Annotated in this window: 16 protein-coding genes; 12 read left to right on the forward strand and 4 right to left on the reverse strand. The window is 66.6% G+C overall.

Annotated elements, in window-relative coordinates; all coding sequences use genetic code 11:
• Position 1: 1 nt before the first annotated feature.
• A complete protein-coding gene (locus tag IIE29_RS02875) occupies positions 2-1,090 on the reverse strand; it encodes a hypothetical protein (protein WP_209323661.1) in 1,089 nt (362 codons plus the stop codon).
• A 142-nt stretch (positions 1,091-1,232) separates the two neighbouring features.
• On the opposite strand from IIE29_RS02875, the gene ku reads away from it, so the two are divergent.
• The 7 genes from ku to IIE29_RS02910 all read left to right on the forward strand — a co-directional run bounded on the left by ku (position 1,233) and on the right by IIE29_RS02910 (position 6,111).
• On the forward strand, positions 1,233-2,147 hold the full coding sequence (ku, locus tag IIE29_RS02880) for a non-homologous end joining protein Ku (protein WP_209323662.1): 915 nt from the start codon (positions 1,233-1,235) through the stop codon (positions 2,145-2,147).
• A 24-nt stretch (positions 2,148-2,171) separates the two neighbouring features.
• The gene (locus tag IIE29_RS02885; protein ID WP_246475653.1) at positions 2,172-3,419 is read left to right on the forward strand and encodes a cytochrome P450; all 1,248 of its coding nucleotides are present in this window, start codon (positions 2,172-2,174) and stop codon (positions 3,417-3,419) included.
• A gap of 105 nt (positions 3,420-3,524) precedes the next feature.
• The gene (locus tag IIE29_RS02890; protein WP_209323663.1) at positions 3,525-3,941 is read left to right on the forward strand and encodes a ChaB family protein; all 417 of its coding nucleotides are present in this window, start codon (positions 3,525-3,527) and stop codon (positions 3,939-3,941) included.
• Between the two features lie 123 nt (positions 3,942-4,064).
• The gene (locus IIE29_RS02895; RefSeq protein ID WP_209323664.1) at positions 4,065-4,589 is read left to right on the forward strand and encodes a Dps family protein; all 525 of its coding nucleotides are present in this window, start codon (positions 4,065-4,067) and stop codon (positions 4,587-4,589) included.
• 50 nt (positions 4,590-4,639) lie between these two features.
• On the forward strand, positions 4,640-4,885 hold the full coding sequence (locus IIE29_RS02900) for a hypothetical protein (protein WP_209323665.1): 246 nt from the start codon (positions 4,640-4,642) through the stop codon (positions 4,883-4,885).
• Entirely contained in the window at positions 4,882-5,775 is an 894-nt protein-coding gene (locus IIE29_RS02905) for an SDR family oxidoreductase (protein WP_209323666.1), read from the forward strand. The genes IIE29_RS02900 and IIE29_RS02905 overlap by 4 nt, the downstream gene beginning before the upstream one ends.
• Before the next feature lie 54 nt (positions 5,776-5,829).
• Positions 5,830-6,111: a DUF6480 family protein gene (locus IIE29_RS02910; protein WP_209323667.1), complete on the forward strand. Its 282-nt coding sequence runs from the start codon at positions 5,830-5,832 to the stop codon at positions 6,109-6,111.
• 284 nt (positions 6,112-6,395) lie between these two features.
• On the opposite strand, the gene IIE29_RS02915 is transcribed toward IIE29_RS02910, so the two are convergent.
• On the reverse strand, positions 6,396-8,198 hold the full coding sequence (locus tag IIE29_RS02915) for a thiamine pyrophosphate-requiring protein (protein WP_209323668.1): 1,803 nt from the start codon (positions 8,196-8,198) through the stop codon (positions 6,396-6,398).
• A 286-nt stretch (positions 8,199-8,484) separates the two neighbouring features.
• On the opposite strand from IIE29_RS02915, the gene IIE29_RS02920 reads away from it, so the two are divergent.
• The 5 genes from IIE29_RS02920 to IIE29_RS02940 are packed head-to-tail and all read left to right on the forward strand — an operon-like array spanning position 8,485 to position 12,943.
• Complete coding sequence (locus tag IIE29_RS02920) at positions 8,485-9,411, forward strand: polyprenyl synthetase family protein (RefSeq protein WP_281389042.1); 927 nt, start codon at positions 8,485-8,487, stop codon at positions 9,409-9,411.
• Between the two features lie 20 nt (positions 9,412-9,431).
• Positions 9,432-10,661, forward strand: a complete 1,230-nt coding sequence (locus tag IIE29_RS02925; protein WP_209323670.1) for a cytochrome P450 — start codon at positions 9,432-9,434, stop codon at positions 10,659-10,661.
• Entirely contained in the window at positions 10,658-11,026 is a 369-nt protein-coding gene (locus IIE29_RS02930; RefSeq protein ID WP_209323671.1) for a lycopene cyclase domain-containing protein, read from the forward strand. Before IIE29_RS02925 ends, IIE29_RS02930 begins: the two co-directional genes overlap by 4 nt.
• Complete coding sequence (locus IIE29_RS02935; RefSeq protein WP_209323672.1) at positions 11,013-11,357, forward strand: lycopene cyclase domain-containing protein; 345 nt, start codon at positions 11,013-11,015, stop codon at positions 11,355-11,357. The genes IIE29_RS02930 and IIE29_RS02935 overlap by 14 nt, the downstream gene beginning before the upstream one ends.
• Positions 11,354-12,943 (forward strand): FAD-dependent oxidoreductase, encoded by a 1,590-nt coding sequence (locus IIE29_RS02940; RefSeq protein ID WP_209323673.1) that lies wholly within the window; start codon positions 11,354-11,356, stop codon positions 12,941-12,943. The genes IIE29_RS02935 and IIE29_RS02940 overlap by 4 nt, the downstream gene beginning before the upstream one ends.
• Before the next feature lie 36 nt (positions 12,944-12,979).
• On the opposite strand, the gene crtI is transcribed toward IIE29_RS02940, so the two are convergent.
• On the reverse strand, positions 12,980-14,632 hold the full coding sequence (gene crtI, locus IIE29_RS02945; RefSeq protein WP_209323674.1) for a phytoene desaturase family protein: 1,653 nt from the start codon (positions 14,630-14,632) through the stop codon (positions 12,980-12,982).
• On the reverse strand, positions 14,629-15,594 hold the full coding sequence (locus tag IIE29_RS02950; RefSeq protein WP_209323675.1) for a phytoene/squalene synthase family protein: 966 nt from the start codon (positions 15,592-15,594) through the stop codon (positions 14,629-14,631). Before IIE29_RS02950 ends, crtI begins: the two co-directional genes overlap by 4 nt.
• Positions 15,595-15,641 lie beyond the last annotated feature (47 nt).

Genomic DNA, 15,641 nt, shown 5'->3' on the forward strand with positions numbered 1-15,641 from the left:
TTCAGGTCCCTTCGTCGTTGCGGTCGTCGTGCTGCTGCCGGCGTTCGTTTTCTCGCTTGCTGTACGTTGCTCGCCGGATCTCATCGTCGCTGTCGAAGTTGGAGCCGAGGGCCCCGGCCAGGGTGCCCAGACAAGCCGCCAGCCACGCAAGCTTCGGATAATTGCCGAAGCTCGCGGGGTGCATGAGTTCGGTTGCGAGCAGGCCGGTGTCGACGACGACCAATCCGAGTGCGAACAGGAAGGCGAACAGGACCAGGAACATCAGGGCCACACTGGTGCCCACCATGATGATCGTGGTCGTGTTGTCCAATCCGCCCTGCCACGCATACACCGCGTCGCGTCGCTTGGTCCACAGGTGATTGCGGAAGATCAGCCAGAAGGTCAGCGCCGCGATGACGAGGAGACCGATCAGGAGGAGACGCGCCGGATTCAGGGAATCGGCCAATGTCCAGATCGAACTGTAGAAGACACCGAACGTGCCCACGGCCGCTGCCGCGGCAACGGAGGTGGTCAGCGCGGGAAGCATCCGCCCGGGCCGATTGCTGCGCACCATTCCCGTCAGCAGCCGCAGCCGGTTGGACCATCCGGGCAGCACGATGTACGCGGTGTCGTCTCGGCCCGTTCCTGTGTCCCCGCGCGCGCTCCTGAGCTTCGCAATCGTTCGGACGGAGTCCTCCAACGAGTTCTGCCCGGTCCCTTTCTGCGTCGCGGAGATGAGCGCCACCACCAGATTCCGTGTCTGTGCCACAAGACGATGGGCACCCAAGGCCGGCACTGAGACCAGCAGTGCCCGATTGACGGTGCTGACTTCGCACAGCAGCGGCTCCATGTCATGGTGGCGGGGCAGCTCGGTCAGGTACACGATGTAGTCCCACTCATACTGACTTCTCAGGTCTTCGGCCTTGTGCATGAAGGGGATGTCACCCTCAGGGGTGAGTGAGAACGATTCCTTGCTGACCTCGACGTTCCACTCGGTGTCCTCGATCTGATCGGTCAGTTCTCGTTCCAGAGACCCCGCAACCGACTGAGCGATCTTCTGCGGCACACCGGAATCGGCCATCAGCCCGACGACCTTCGCTTCTGATCCCATTCTTTCATCCTGAATCAAGGGAGACCTATCGTCTACCCCCTGCAGTGCCCTGGCTGCTGAGGAGTCGGCTGGTCCGTTTCCTCCTCCTCGCCGCATGCCGAGGGGGCTAGCCAGTGGTCGAAACCTGCGTTTCAATTGTGGAATGAGAGCTATTTGGACTGGATCCATCGCGTTCGGCCTGGTGAATGTGCCGGTGAAGCTGTATTCGGCCACTGAGAACCACGACGTGTCCATGCACCAGGTCCACGCGAAGGACGGCGGACGGATTCGCAATCAGCATCGCTGTGAGGAATGCGGCAAGACCGTCGACTACGGCGACATCGACAAGGCCTATGACGACGGGGAGCACCGCGTGATCCTCACGCACGAGGACTTCGAATCGCTTCCCGCGGAGGACAACGACGACATCGACGTCCTCCAGTTCGTGCCCAGCGATGAGATCGATCCGATCATGCTCGAGAAGTCCTACTTCCTCGAACCGACGTCGAAGACGCCGAAGGCCTATCTTCTCCTGCGCCAGACGCTCGAGGACACGGAGCGCACGGCCATCGTGAAGATCACCCTGCGCACGCGCACGCGCCTGGCCATTCTGCGAGTGTGCGGGAAGGTGCTCATGATTCAGACGCTGCGCTGGGCCGATGAGATCCGCGAGGTCGACTTCAAAGGCGTGAACTCGCAGGCGAAGATCTCGGACAAGGAGCTCGAGATGTCGTCGAAGCTCGTCGAATCCTACTCCGAGGATTTCACCCCCGAGGAGTTCAGCGACGACTACCAGGTGGAGCTGCGCAGACTCATCGACGCCAAGATCGAATCCGGCGAGAGCTTCGATGTCGAGAAGACCTTCGGCGAGGAGGAGTCCGAGGAGGATTCCGGCGGCGACGTCATCGACCTCATGGAGGCCCTGCGCAAGTCCGTGGACAGTTCCCGATCCTCGAAGAAGGGGACGAAGAAGTCCGGCGCCAAGAAGACCAGTGCCAAGAAGACGGACACGAAGAAGTCAGGCACGAAGAAGTCGGAGGACGAGAAGACGGGAGCGAAGAAGAAACGCACCGGATGAGGTCCGAGGAGAGGAAGTCGCACGATGAGACAGCCCATTGACAGCACTGCCGCCCTCATCAGGGACGGCTACGCCTTCGCCGCACGCCGCAGCGAGACCTGGGGCACGGACCTGTTCACCACCCGGATCTTCCTGCAGCCGACCACCTTCATCCTCGGCGAGGAGGCCGCAGCGCTCTTCTACGACGGAGAGCACTTCACGCGGATGGGAGCGATGCCGCCGACCGTGCAGCACCTCCTCCAGGACAAGGGTTCCGTTCAGGCCCTCGACCCACCTGTCCACGGGCGCCGGAAGGAGGCGTTCCTCTCGCTCATGGGCGAGGAAGCGATGGGCCGCCTCGGCGAGATCTTCGACGAGGAATGGACTCAGACCCTCGACCGACTGCCGGGCCCGCGGCGGATCGTCCTCCACGACTTCGCTCGCCAGGTGCTCACCGGCACCGCCTGCCGCTGGGCCGGCGTCGACGTCACCGACGCCGACCTCCGCCGCCTGACTCGCGAGTTCGGCATGATGATCGACAGAGCCGGTTCGATGGGTCCGATGAACTGGTACGCCCAATGGCGCCGCCGCAGCACCGAGGACTGGGCGATCGAGCAGATCGAGAAGACCCGCCGAGGCGAGACGGAACCGGGCCCGGGCACCGCCCTGTCCGTCTTCGCCGAGCACACGGACTCCGCAGGCGAGCTCCTCTCGGCAGAGTCGGCGGCCGTCGAACTCATCAACATCCTCCGTCCCACCGTCGCCGTGGCCCGTTTCATCGTCTTCGCCGCGGTCGCCCTCACAGAGCATCCGCAGTGGCGGGAGACCTTCGCCGCCGGCGACGAATCCGACCTCGAGGCGTTCGTGCAGGAGGTGCGCCGCAGCTACCCCTTCTTCCCCGCAGTTCCGGCCAGGGTGCGCAGCCCGTTCGAATGGCGCGGGCACCGGTTCGAACCCGGCGACCGCGTCATCCTCGACCTCTACGCCACCTGCCACGACAGACGACTGTGGGAGGACCCGGCAGCGTTCGCGCCCGAACGCTTCCGCGGATTCAGCTGGGCCGAACAGCCCAACACCCTCATCGCCCAGGGGGCCGGCCGGCACGACAGCGATCATCGATGCCCGGGCGAGTGGAGCACAGTCGAACTCATGAAGAGAGCCGTGCGGCAGCTGTCCCGCACCGGTTCGGAGGTACCCACCCAGGACCTGTCGATACCGCTCAACCGCTTCCCCACTCTGCCGCGCAGCGGCTTCGTCTTCCACTACCGGGGCGCACCCGGCTCGGACATCTGAGCACCGCCGGGCGCATACTCCCGGTCCGGAACGCACCCCCTTACGCAGACCACTGACCTGGACTAGTCTGACCGCAACCGCGACACGATAAGGAGTTGATTCCACATGCCGAAGACGACGAAGTCAGGAAAGCCGAAGGAGTCCGAGCTGCCCTCGACGCTGGAGAAGTCGAGCAAGAAGGCACAGCGGACCTTCGCGAAGGCCTACGACTCGGCCATCGACGAATACGGCGATGAGAAGCGAGCCCATCAGGTGGCCTATGCGGCCCTCAAGCACAGCTATGAGAAGGTCGGCGACAAATGGGAGGAGAAGGACTCCTCCGGCCCCTCGGACAAGCAGAGCTCCGGCGGCAAGAACACGAACCGCAAGACCGCCGGCGGGGTCGATGCGAACGCTTCGAAGGACCATCTCTACGAACAGGCGAAGAAGCTCGACATCTCCGGCCGTTCGTCGATGACGAAGAAGGAGCTCGTCGATGCGCTCGAGAAGGAGAGCAAGCGGAAGACCAAGGAGAATTCCTGATCCGGCCGACGCGGGGAAACCCAAGCGGCAAGGCAAGGTCTTCCGGGGTTCGGAGCCCGAGGCTAACGTGAGGAATCCGGTCCGCCGCTGACGAACGTCACCAGTACGAAAGATTGGAGCACCATGACAGACTCAGTCACCGTACCCGACCCGCACGGTTCGGAGAGGACGCAGAGGGAGAACGCCGAGAAGGGGTTCGTCGCCCCTGAGTCGCTGACGAAGAACCTGCAGAACGTGCTCGTCGACTTCATCGCGCTCAGCCTGGTCGCCAAGCAGGCCCATTGGAACATCGTGGGCACGAACTTCCGGGACCTCCACCTCAACCTCGACGAGGTCACGACCGTCGCCCGCAATGGCAGCGACGCCCTCGCCGAGCGGATGAGAGCGCTGCACGGTTCGCCCGACGGGCGTCCCGCGGTCATCGCCGCGCAGACCGACCTCGACACCCTGCCCAGCGGTGAGATGACCACCCACGATGCGATCGACCACATCGTGCGTGCGATCGACACGACGGTCGGCAGCATGCGCGGGTGCCATGACGAAGTCGACTCCGCTGATCCGACGACGGCTGACCTGTTCCACGAGTACATCGCACAGCTCGAACAGCAGGCCTGGTTCATCAGCGCCGAGACCCGCACACCGAAATGACGTCCGGGCCAGGCGCCCTGACGGCGCCACCCAACGAGGAGGAGAAGACGATGACCGCCTGTGACACCTGCGGAAACGACTACGACCGGACATTCACCCTGACTCTGGAGAACCAGTCCTGGAACTTCGACAGCTTCGAATGCGCGATCGCGAAGGCCGCGCCCACCTGCGAGCACTGCGGTTGCCGGATCCTCGGCCACGGAGTCCGCGCGGGAGATTCGACGTTCTGCTGCTCGCACTGCGCCCGTGAGTCAGGGTTCACCGACGCCACCGATGACAAAGGACAAGGACAATGAGTGACCAGCTGACGTTCCAGGATCCCGTCAACCGCTTCCCCGACATCTCACCGCCGAAGCAGGACCAGCCCGAACCCGGTCTCGACGCAGAGCTCATTCCGGGCACGGATCGCGGTGAGGACAGCTACACCGGCACCGGCAGACTCCGCGGCCGCAAGGCCCTGATCACCGGCTCGGACTCCGGAATCGGATCCGCCGTGGCGATCGCCTTCGCCCGTGAGGGTGCCGATGTCGCTCTGGCCTACCTGCCTGCCGAGGAGGAGGATGCGCAGCACGTCTGCGAGATCATCCGCCAGGCAGGGCGGAAGGCGGTGCCGCTTCCGGGAGATCTCGCCGATCGCGACTACTGTCGTGATGTGGTGCGGCAGGCAGCCGAAGGGCTCGGAGGGCTCGATGCCGTGGTCAACAATGCCGGGCGTCAGATCGCCGTCGAGGACATCGCAGATCTGACCGACGAGCAGTGGGAGAACACCTTCATGACGAACATCCATGCGATGTTCCGGGTCTCCCAGGCAGCCCTCGAATACCTCAAACCCGGGTCGACGATCGTCAACACGACCTCGATCCAGGCGTATTCGCCCTCGGCCCATCTCATCGACTACGCCTCGACGAAGGCGGCGATCAACAACTTCACGAAGGGCCTGGCCACACAGCTCGCGCCGAAGGGCATCCGAGTGAATTCCGTGGCGCCGGGACCGATCTGGACGCCTCTGCAGGTGTCCGACGGACAGCCGAAGGACGCTCTGCCCCACTTCGGCAAGAACACACCGCTGGGGCGGGCCGGGCAGCCGACGGAACTGGCACCCGCATATGTCTTCCTCACCTCGTCGGAGTCGAGCTATGTCCTCGGCGAGACTCTCAATGTCAACGGCGGGCAACCCAGCCCCTGATCGTCCGGCTGCGGACGACCGCGGCGGTTCGAGAGCCCCGAAGGAGTGAGAAACTTGAGTTCGGACAACGACAAGCAGCCCAAGCCCAACACCGACAGGCACGGCACGGGCAATCCCAATATGGACCCGCAGCCCGCAGGGGATCCGGACCTCGAGCCGGGCGGCAGCGTGCGGCCCGGTGCCACACCGCCGGAGTCGCAGTCGGCCTCTGCGACCCCGCCGCACCCGCCTGCCAAGCGCCCGCCGAAGACGAAGTGGACGATCGTTGCGATCAGCTGCGTGCTCGCGATCATCGTCCTCTTCTTCATCGCCTACATCATCGGCATCTTCGGCTGATCCGAGCGCCGCTCGCAGAGGCCGCTCTCAGAGCGCGGATTGACCCGGCCGCTGAGAACGACAAGGGCCGGAAGATTCCATTCGGAGTCTTCCGGCCCTTCCGCTCGAGGTTCCGAGGGAGAAGAGTGTTGGTTTCGCGGGAGACGATTGTCGAATTCTCGCGAAATTTCGACAATCGTCTCCCGCGAAAACCCGATGGGGCGAACAACCGTACAGCTCTCCTGGGCTTAGGCCGCACAGTCCGACTGCGGAGAGTCTCTGCTGCCGCAGCTGCCGACAGCTCGTCACTGGGACTTCGAATCCTTGTGCGGCAGGAACTCCTGCGCCTTGGTCTTGATGCCCTGCTTCATCACGCCCAGCAGGTTCGGATCGCCCTTGAGCATGGACTTCGCCGTGTCCTTGGCCTGCTGAAGCGTCGCGTGCGGAGGAATCGGCGGCATGTCCGGGTCGACATGGACATCGAGGACGGTGGGTCGGTCGGCCGACAGTGCCATGTCCCAGGCCGGACCGATCTCCTCGGGGTCCTTGACCGTGATCGCGCCGAGACCGATGCTCTTCGCGAAATCGGCATAGGAGACCTCGGGGAGCTTCTGCGATTCGAGGAACGTCGGAGCACCCTCGGTCGCACGGATCTCCCACGTGACCTGATTCAGGTCGTTGTTGTGCAGCACGCACACGACAAGGCGCGGATCCGTCCACCGCTCCCAGTACCGGGTGATCGTGATGAGCTCGGCCATCCCATTCATCTGCATGGCCCCGTCACCGACCATCGCGATGGCCGGGCGCTCGGGATGACCGAATTTCGCCCCGATCGCATACGGCACGGCCGGACCCATCGTCGCCAGCGTTCCCGACAGCGACCCGCGGACGTCGGAGGTGAACACGAGCTGACGCGCGTACCAGTCGGCGGCCGTGCCCGAATCCGCGCTGACCATCGCATCGGCCGGCAGCCGCTTCGACAGCTCCGAGAACAGGCGCAACGGGTTGATGGGATCGGACTCGACCATGGCCTCGGCCTCCATCACCTCCCACCAGTCGGTGACATTCGATTCGATCGTCTCGCGCCATTTCCGGTCGGTCTTGCGCTCGAGCAGCGGCAGGAGAGCCTGCAGGGTCGCCTTCGCATCGCCGACGAGGTTCTCCTCGTAGGGATAGCGCATGCCGACGAATCTCGCGTCGATGTCGATGTCGACGGCTCGCGCCTGATCGTATTCGGGCAGGAACTGAGAATAGGGGAAGCTCGACCCGATGGTCAGCAGCGTGTCGCAGTCCCGCATCATCTCGTAGCTGGGACGGGTCCCCAGCAGCCCGATCGAACCGGTGACATAGGGCAGGTCGTCGCCGATGACGTCCTTGCCCAGGAGCGCCTTGGCGATGCCGGCCCCGAGGGTCTCGGCGACGGCCGCGAGCTCCTCCCGCGCGCCTCGGGCGCCGGCACCGGCGAGAATCGCCACCTTCTCCCCCTCGTTGAGGATCGCCGCGGCACGCTGGACGGCCTCCTCGTCGGCGACGACCTGAGGGAGGCTGACCCCGAGCGATGAGGGCACCATCTTGAAGGCGTGCGTCGGCGGCGAGTACTCGGCCTCCTGCACATCGAGAGGAATGATGATCGCCGTGGGAGCCCGTTCGCTCAGCGCCGTGCGCATCGCCCGGTCGAGCACATTGGGCAGCTGCTCCGGGGCCATCACGGTCTGGATGTACTCCCCGGCGACATCCTTGTAGAGAGTGTGCAGATCGACTTCCTGCTGATAGGAGCCGCCCATCGCCGTCCGGTTCGTCTGACCGACGATAGCCACGACCGGCTGATGGTCGAGCTTCGCGTCGTAGAGGCCGTTGAGCAGGTGGACGGCCCCCGGTCCGGAGGTGCCCATGCAGACTCCGACCTTGCCCGTGAACTTCGCATAGCCCACCGCTTCGAAGGCGCTCATCTCCTCATGCCGCGACTGGATGAACTCCGGAGCCTCCGTGCCCTCCGACCAGGCCGAGACGATCCCGTTGATGCCGTCACCCGGGTAGGCGAACACGCGCTCGACGTCCCATTGGCGCAATCGGTGAAGCAGAAACTGCGCAACGGTCTGTTCTGACATGACTCTGTCCCTTCACTTGCGAGGTGTGAAGACGGCTCGACCGACCAGGGGAAGAAGGCGGACGAACCCCCTACGGTGCGGTCACAGTAGCAAGCCCGCTGCGGCCCCGTAACCCCTGTCGTGCCGCAGGGATGTGGGGTAGGGTGCCGGCACCTGGCGAAAACGAGAGGAGGGGAGGATCGCACTGAGCATCGAAACCCGTCTCGACGACATCCTCGCCGCGGCCCGGCAACGCTCCCGAATAAGCACACCGCAGAGCGAGCAGCTCTGGGCATCGCTGTCGCGGATGGCCGTGGGCGGGAAGATGATCCGGCCCCACCTGCTCATCGACGTCCATGAGGGCCTCGGAGGCACGGAGTCCGAGGCGGCCGTCGACGCCGCCTGCGCGATGCAGCTGCTGCACATCGGCTTGGTCATCCACGACGACGTCATCGACAACGACACCGTGCGTCGCGGGCAGATGAACATCGCCGGGCAGTTCTCCTCCGAGGCGATGCTCCTCGGAGCCGCCGATGCCGCGGCCCAGACCTGGGGAATGGCATCATCTCTGCTCGCCGGCGACCTCATGCTCACCGAAGCCCACTCCCTCCTGGCGCGTCTCGACCTCGATTCCCCGCGCAGGTTCGAGATCCTCGACATCTTCGACGACACGATCGCCGAGAGCGTCACCGGGGAGCAGTCCGATGTGTGGCTGAGCCTACAGCTCGACGAGGCCCGCGCCGAGGACGTGCTCGCGATGATCGGACAGAAGACCGCCGTCTATTCGTTCGAAGCGCCCCTGACGATCGCCGCGGTCCTCGCCGGCGGCGACGCCGGTCTGGTCGACAGGCTGCGGAGCATCGGGCGGCACATCGGCGTCGTCTACCAGCTCCGGGACGACGTCCTCGGACTCTTCGGCGATGAGCAGGAGACCGGCAAATCCGTGCTCAGCGACCTGCGTGAGGGGAAGGAGACTCTGCTCGTCAACACTGCGCGCACCCATCCCTCCTGGTCCGAGGTCGCCCATCTCTTCGGCGACCGAGGGCTCGACGCCGACGGCGGGCGCCGCCTGCAGCAGGTCATCGAGGACTCCGGGGCGAGGACATTCGTCGAATCCGTGATCGACGATCGCTGCGAGGCCATCGCCGGACTCATCGCCGAGGCGGACCTGCCGCAGGCTCTCGCCGGCAGGTTCGAGGATCTCACCTCCGCCTGCAGTGTGCGGTGCTCATGAGTCGGCACGAGCGAGGCCCCATGAGCGGCCGCCGCGCGGTGCGCGAGGACGAGGCGACCGGTCCCCCGGTCGAGCACGTGCCGCTCGGCCACGGCCCCGACATCTGGCGCGTCCGCTCCTTCGATGCCGCTCGGCAGGTGCTGCGGGCCCGCCACCTGACGACCCAGGCCGGATTCACCGCGGAGAGGATCCCGCGCGGTGTCTTCCGCCGACACCCGATCCTCATCTCCGACGGCGAGGGGCATGACTCGCAGCGCCGTGAGCTCGCCCGCTTCTTCGCCCCTGCCGTGGTGGCCGACCGCTACGGCGAGCGCATCGACGAGCTCGCCCGGGACACGGTCGGCCGGGCGGCGGCGGCCGGTCGCTGCCGACTCGATGAGGTGGCTCTGCACTTCTCGGTGGCCGTGACCTCCGAGGTGGTGGGGCTGACCGAATCGACCGTCGCCGGGATGTCCCGCCGGCTCGAGGGATTCTTCACCCAGCCTCCCGTCGACCTCAGCGCTCCCGGCTGGGGACGGACGCGGCGGCAATGGCTGCAGGCGGCGATCAACGGCCTCGTCCCGATCGCCCGGTTCCACCTCGCCGATGTCCGCCCGGCGATCAGAGCCCGGCGCCGCAGACACCGCGACGACGTGCTCTCCCACCTCATCGCGGCCGGCCACAGCACCTCGGACATCCTGGTCGAATGCGTCACCTACGGCACGGCCGGCATGGTCACGACCCGCGAATTCATCTCGATGGCCTGCTGGCATCTGCTCACCGACCGAGAGCTGGCCGCGGAGTACCTCGCGGCAGAGCAGCCTCGGCGGGTGGAGATCCTCGAGGAGATCATCCGCCTCGAACCGGTCGTCGGCCACCTCTTCAGGCGCGCGCAGGACGATATCGAGATCACGGCACCGGGAGGGACAGTGACGGTTCCCGCCGGTGATCTCATCGACATCTGCGTCCGTGCGACGAACACCGATGAGCAGGCCGTGGGCCCCGATCCGGAGTCCCTGTGCCCGGTCCGCAGCACCGCCGATTCCGTTCCGGCCGTGGGCATGAGCTTCAGTGACGGCGCGCACAAGTGCCCCGGGCAGACTCTGGCGCTGTACGAGACCGATGCGCTCCTGCACCGTCTGCTCGACCGCTCCCCGACCGTGGTCGCAGAACCGACGATCGGCTGGGACAGCGTCATCGAGGGCTACCGGCTGCGCGGCCTCGAACTGGCCTTCCCGCAGGGACCGGCCCGGGAAGGGAGGCGATCATGAGCGCATTCGAGTACCTGCTCCTCATGGGGGCCTGTGTGCTCATCACCCTGCCCCTGGAGCTCTTCTTCCAGGCGCGGGTGTACCGCCGTTGGGCAACCGCGCTGTGGGCACTCGTGCCCGTCATCCTCGTCTTCTCCCTGTGGGATGTCATCGCCATCGCCCGCGACCATTGGACGTACAATCCTCGGTTCGTCACCGGCATCCGCCTCGGCGATCTGCCGCTCGAGGAGATCGTGTTCTTCATCGTCATCCCCCTGTGCGCCCTGCTCAGCTATGAGGCGGTCGGCACCGTGCTCAGGGGTGTGCGCCGACTGCGGTCGCGCAGTCCGATCGAGAAGGAGGCGGTCGAGGATGACGGTGCCTGAGTACACGATCATGACCGTCATCGGCATGATCGTCGTCATCGGCCTCGAACTGCTCGTCTTCCGCTCGGGCATCTTCCGCCGGGCGAAGTACTGGGCGGCACTGGCCATCTGCCTGTTCTTCCAGTGCTTCGTCGACGGCTGGCTGACCAAGCTCTCGGATCCCATCGTCCTCTACAACCCGCAGGGACTCTCCGGGGTCCGATTCCCCTGGGACATCCCCATCGAGGACTTCGGCTTCGGATTCGCCATGATCACCGCGGTCCTCATGCTCTGGCAGTGGCGGCTCAACCGGCAAGCCGCCGCTGCCGCCATCGAACAGGAGAACCGATGAACCCTCAGCCGAGCCCCCGCGACCGACACGCAGTGCTCACCCCTTCCCACCCGGGACGCCCGCGCCTGCTGCGGCCGAAGCGGGTGACTGTCGTCGGCGGCGGCATCGCCGGGCTCGCGGCCGCGGCAGTGCTCGCCGAGCACGGAGCCGCGGTGCACCTGATCGAACGCGAGCACAGCCTCGGCGGGCGGGTCCGAGCGTGGAGTCTCGACGGGGAGCGGACGATGAGCCGCGGATTCCATGCCTTCTTCCGCCAGTACTACAACCTGCGCAGCCTGCTCGCGCGCACCGACCCCGATCTGGAGCGTCTCGTGCCCGTGAGGGACTATCCGCTCGTGGGCCGCGACGGTCTGCGGGACTCCTTCGCCTCCATTCCCCGCACTCCCCCGCTGAGCCTCGCAGGATTCGTCCTCACCAGCCCGTCCTTCCCGCTGCGCAGCCTGGCCGATGTCGATCTCGACACGGCGTTCGAGCTCATCGACGTCGACTTCCCCGACTCCTATGTCCGGTATGACGGCGAGTCGGCCGAGGCGTTCCTCGACCGGCTGCGGTTCCCGGACGGGGCGAGGCATCTCGCGCTCGAGGTGTTCGCCCGCTCGTTCTTCGCCCATCCCGCGGACTTCTCCGCCGGCGAACTCGTGGCGATGTTCCACACCTATTTCACGGGCTCGGCCGAGGGGCTGCTCTTCGACGTCCCCGACGACGACTACGACACCGCATTGTGGGCGCCCCTGGGCGAGTACCTCGCCGAGGCGGGGGTGAGGATCGAGACCGACACGGCCGTCACCGCGCTCCACCCGCCGGAACGATCCGACGCGCGCGCCGGCGGGTGGAGTGTCGAGACGACGAAGGGAACGAACACCTCCGATGCGCTCGTGCTCGCCGCCGATCCGCGCAGCGCTCGCGCCCTCCTCTCCGGGCTGGAGAGCACAGGGCACGAACGATGGCTGAGCGAAGTGACCTCGCAGAGGAACGCACCGCCGTTCGCGGTGCTGCGTCTGTGGCTGGGCGCCGAGGTGGATCCGAGCCGCCCGGCCTTCCTCGGCACGACCGGCTACGCGCTGCTCGACAACGTCTCGGTCCTCGAACGCTTCGAGGCCGGGGCCGCCGAATGGCAGCGCAGGCACGGCGGCTCCGTCATCGAACTCCACGCCTATGCGCTCGGCACCGCTCATCGCAGCGGTGCTGCGACGCTCGCGCGGGAGCAGGTGGATCAGGATGCTGTGGCCGACCAGCTGCTCGCCGATCTGCACGAGGTCTACCCGGAGACAGTCGACATCCCCATCACCGCCCGCGAGCTGCTCATTGCTGAGGACTGCGCATTGGCCGACACCCGGCCCTGGAGCGAACGACCCGGGGTCACGACCCCGCTTCCCGGACTGGTGCTGGCCGGCGACGCCATCCGCTGTGAGGCGCCGGTGGCGCTCATGGAGCGGGCGGCGACGACGGGGTTCATGGCCGCGAACGAGCTGCTCACCGGCTGGCGGGTCGAGGGCACCCCGATCTGGTCGCCGCCTCGACGCGGTCTGCTCCGCCGGGGTCTCCTCGGCGCTCTGCGAGGCCATCGGTCCGCGCGCGATCGCTGAGGGCGCTGTCCTCGGCGAAGTCGCTCCGGTCGCGGTTCAGCGCTCGGACACGGGCAGCGGTCCGGGACCGGAGACACCGCGGAGGCGCTTGAGGACGAGTTCGGCGCTGATGAGGCACATCGGCACACCGACGCCGGGCGCGGTCGTGGCCCCGGCATAGAAGAGGCCCGCGACTCTCTTCGAGGCGTTCTGCCGGCGGAACATCGCACTCTGCCGCAGCGTGTGTGCGGGGCCGAGCATTCCGCCCAGCCAGGAGTTGAATCCTTCGGCGAAGTCCGTCGGCCCCTGCGTGCGGCGCACTCTGATCCTCTCGCGCAGCTTCGGGATGTCGGCCCACTGCGCGATCTGGTCGATTGCGCGATCGGCGGCCGCTTCGATGCGCGGGTCCCCTGCGCCGTCGTCTCCCCCGGCTCCGAGCCCCGCATCGGCGGGGACGGGGATGAGGAGGAAGAGGTTCTCGTGTCCGGGCGGGGCGACGGTGGGGTCGGTGGCGCTGGGGCGGCACACGTAGATCGAGGCCGGTGCGGGGATCTTCTGAGTCGGTCCGAAGATCGCGTCGAAGTTCGCTGCCCAGTCCTCGGTGAAGAACAGCGAATGATGCGGCAGCTGCTCGAGGCCGCCCTCGACGCCGAGGAAGACGAGCACTGCCCCCGGGCCGCTCGTCACAGATTGCCAGGAGCGTTCGGGAAACGTCCGGTCCTCGGGGTCGAGCAGACGCGTCTCCGTGTGATGGAGGTCCGCGGCGGAGACGATGGCATCGGCGCTGTGGGTGTGCGCGTCTCCGGTGCCGTCGGTCCACTTCAGGCCCGTGACCCGGCGTCGGTGGCGGCGGCCCGGTGCGGCCTCGGTGTCGATGTGCGTGACAGTGGCCTCGGTGTGCAGCCGCACCCCGGCCTTTTCGGCCATCCGGATGAGGGCGTCGATGATCGTGTGGAACCCGCCGGCCGGGTAGAGCACGCCGTCGTCGAGGTCGAGGGAACTCATGAGGTGGTAGATCGCCGGTGCCCGCCGGGGATCGGTGCCGAGGAAGATCGCGGGATATTGGAGGATCTGCCGCAGCACGGGATCGCGGAACGAGGCCGAGGCGAAGTCGGCCAAGGACATCGTCATCTGCCGCAGCAGCGTCGGCAGCGAACCGAGGATATCGCGATGGAGCAGGGACCTCACCGAGGTGAAGGGGTTGTAGAGGAAGTGGGCGAGCGCGAGGTCCTTCGTACGATGGGCCGAGACGAGGTAGTCGTCGAGGACGCGCCCTGCGCCGCGTTCGACGCCGTCGAAGGTCTCCAGCACTCGGGCCCGGCCCTGTGGGATCGTCAGTTCTCGCGTCTTCCCGCGTGCGGGTGTCCGCGATGCCGTATCGACCGGTCCCGGTGGACTGAACACGGTGTAGCCGGGATCGAGCGTGCGCAGGTCGAGTTCGGCCGCGGCGCCGGTGCCGGCAAGAGCGAAGAAGTGTTCGAAGACCTCGGGCATGAGGTACCAGGAGGGGCCGGTGTCGAAGCGGAAGCCCTCGCGTTCGATCATTCCGATGCGCCCGCCGAGTTCGGGGTTCTTCTCGAACAGATCGACCGAGTGTCCTTCGCGGGCCAGGAGGATCGCCGTGGCCAATCCGGCGACTCCCCCGCCGATGATGCCCGTCCGGAGCCTGTCCTCGGCGCGGTCGCCGCCGGCCCTGGTGTGCCGGCTCACTCGCGTCCCTCGCGAGCCGTGGTCATGAGTGCCTGCGCGGCCAGCCGCGCCTTGACCGCGTTCGGAACCCGCACACGGTGCCGGTAGAGATCCTCGACCGGGGTGGCAGCGATCCTGTCGTTGAGGGCGGTGAAGAGCGCGCCGGCGCAGCGGACGGCCGTGCGCGCATCCTTCGGCAGCCCGGCGATGGCGTCATGCGAGGCGGCCAGCTGCTGCCGGATCGTTGCCACCCACGCAGCTTTCTCGGCCTCGGTGAGCCGGTCTCTGCTGGTGAGGTAGCTGCGGCCCAGGCGCTGGTGGTCGTCGGCGAGGTCGCGCAGGAAGTTCACGTTCTGGAACGCCGCCCCCAGCTGACGTGCCCCGTGCTCGAGTCGTTCGACCTCGGCGGGAGTGCGATCGCAGTCGATGAGGAAGACCTTGAGGCACATGAGTCCGACGACCTCGGCGGAGCCGTAGACGTAGTCGGCGTGGGCCTGCGCATCGAAGCGGCGCACATCCCGACGGCCGTCCTCCCCGCTTCCCCGATCGGGTCGAGAGCCGGCGTCCGGCTCGGCTCCCGGGCCGCTGACCGCAGGTTCGAGATCGGTGCGCATGGAAGCGAAGAACGGGTCGATGAGTTCGGCGCAGATGCCGGCGCTGCGAGCGGTGCGGGCGAAGGCGTGGATGATGAGATTGTCGCTGATGCCGCTGCGCAGCGCCGCGTGAGTGGCGGCGGCGAACTGCTCGAACATCTCGCGCTGTTCGACCTCTGCCAGCCCGGCTTCGGCCGCCAGTCCGTCGACGATCTCATCGGCGATGCGGACCAGGGCATAGATGTTGCGGATGTGCTGCCGGTGGCTGCGGCCGAGCAGTTTCGTCGCAAGACCGAAGGACGTCGAATAGCTCGTGATGACGGCTTCGGCCGCGCGCTCGGCCGTGCGGCGATAGAGCTCGGAGACTGGGTGGCGGGATTGCGGCGACATCGGCTCAGTGGGAGAGGTGCTCGAGGAGCGAATCGGGGACAGGGTGC

The sequence above is a fragment of the Brevibacterium renqingii genome (assembly GCF_017808095.1).
Lineage (GTDB): Bacteria > Actinomycetota > Actinomycetes > Actinomycetales > Brevibacteriaceae > Brevibacterium > Brevibacterium renqingii.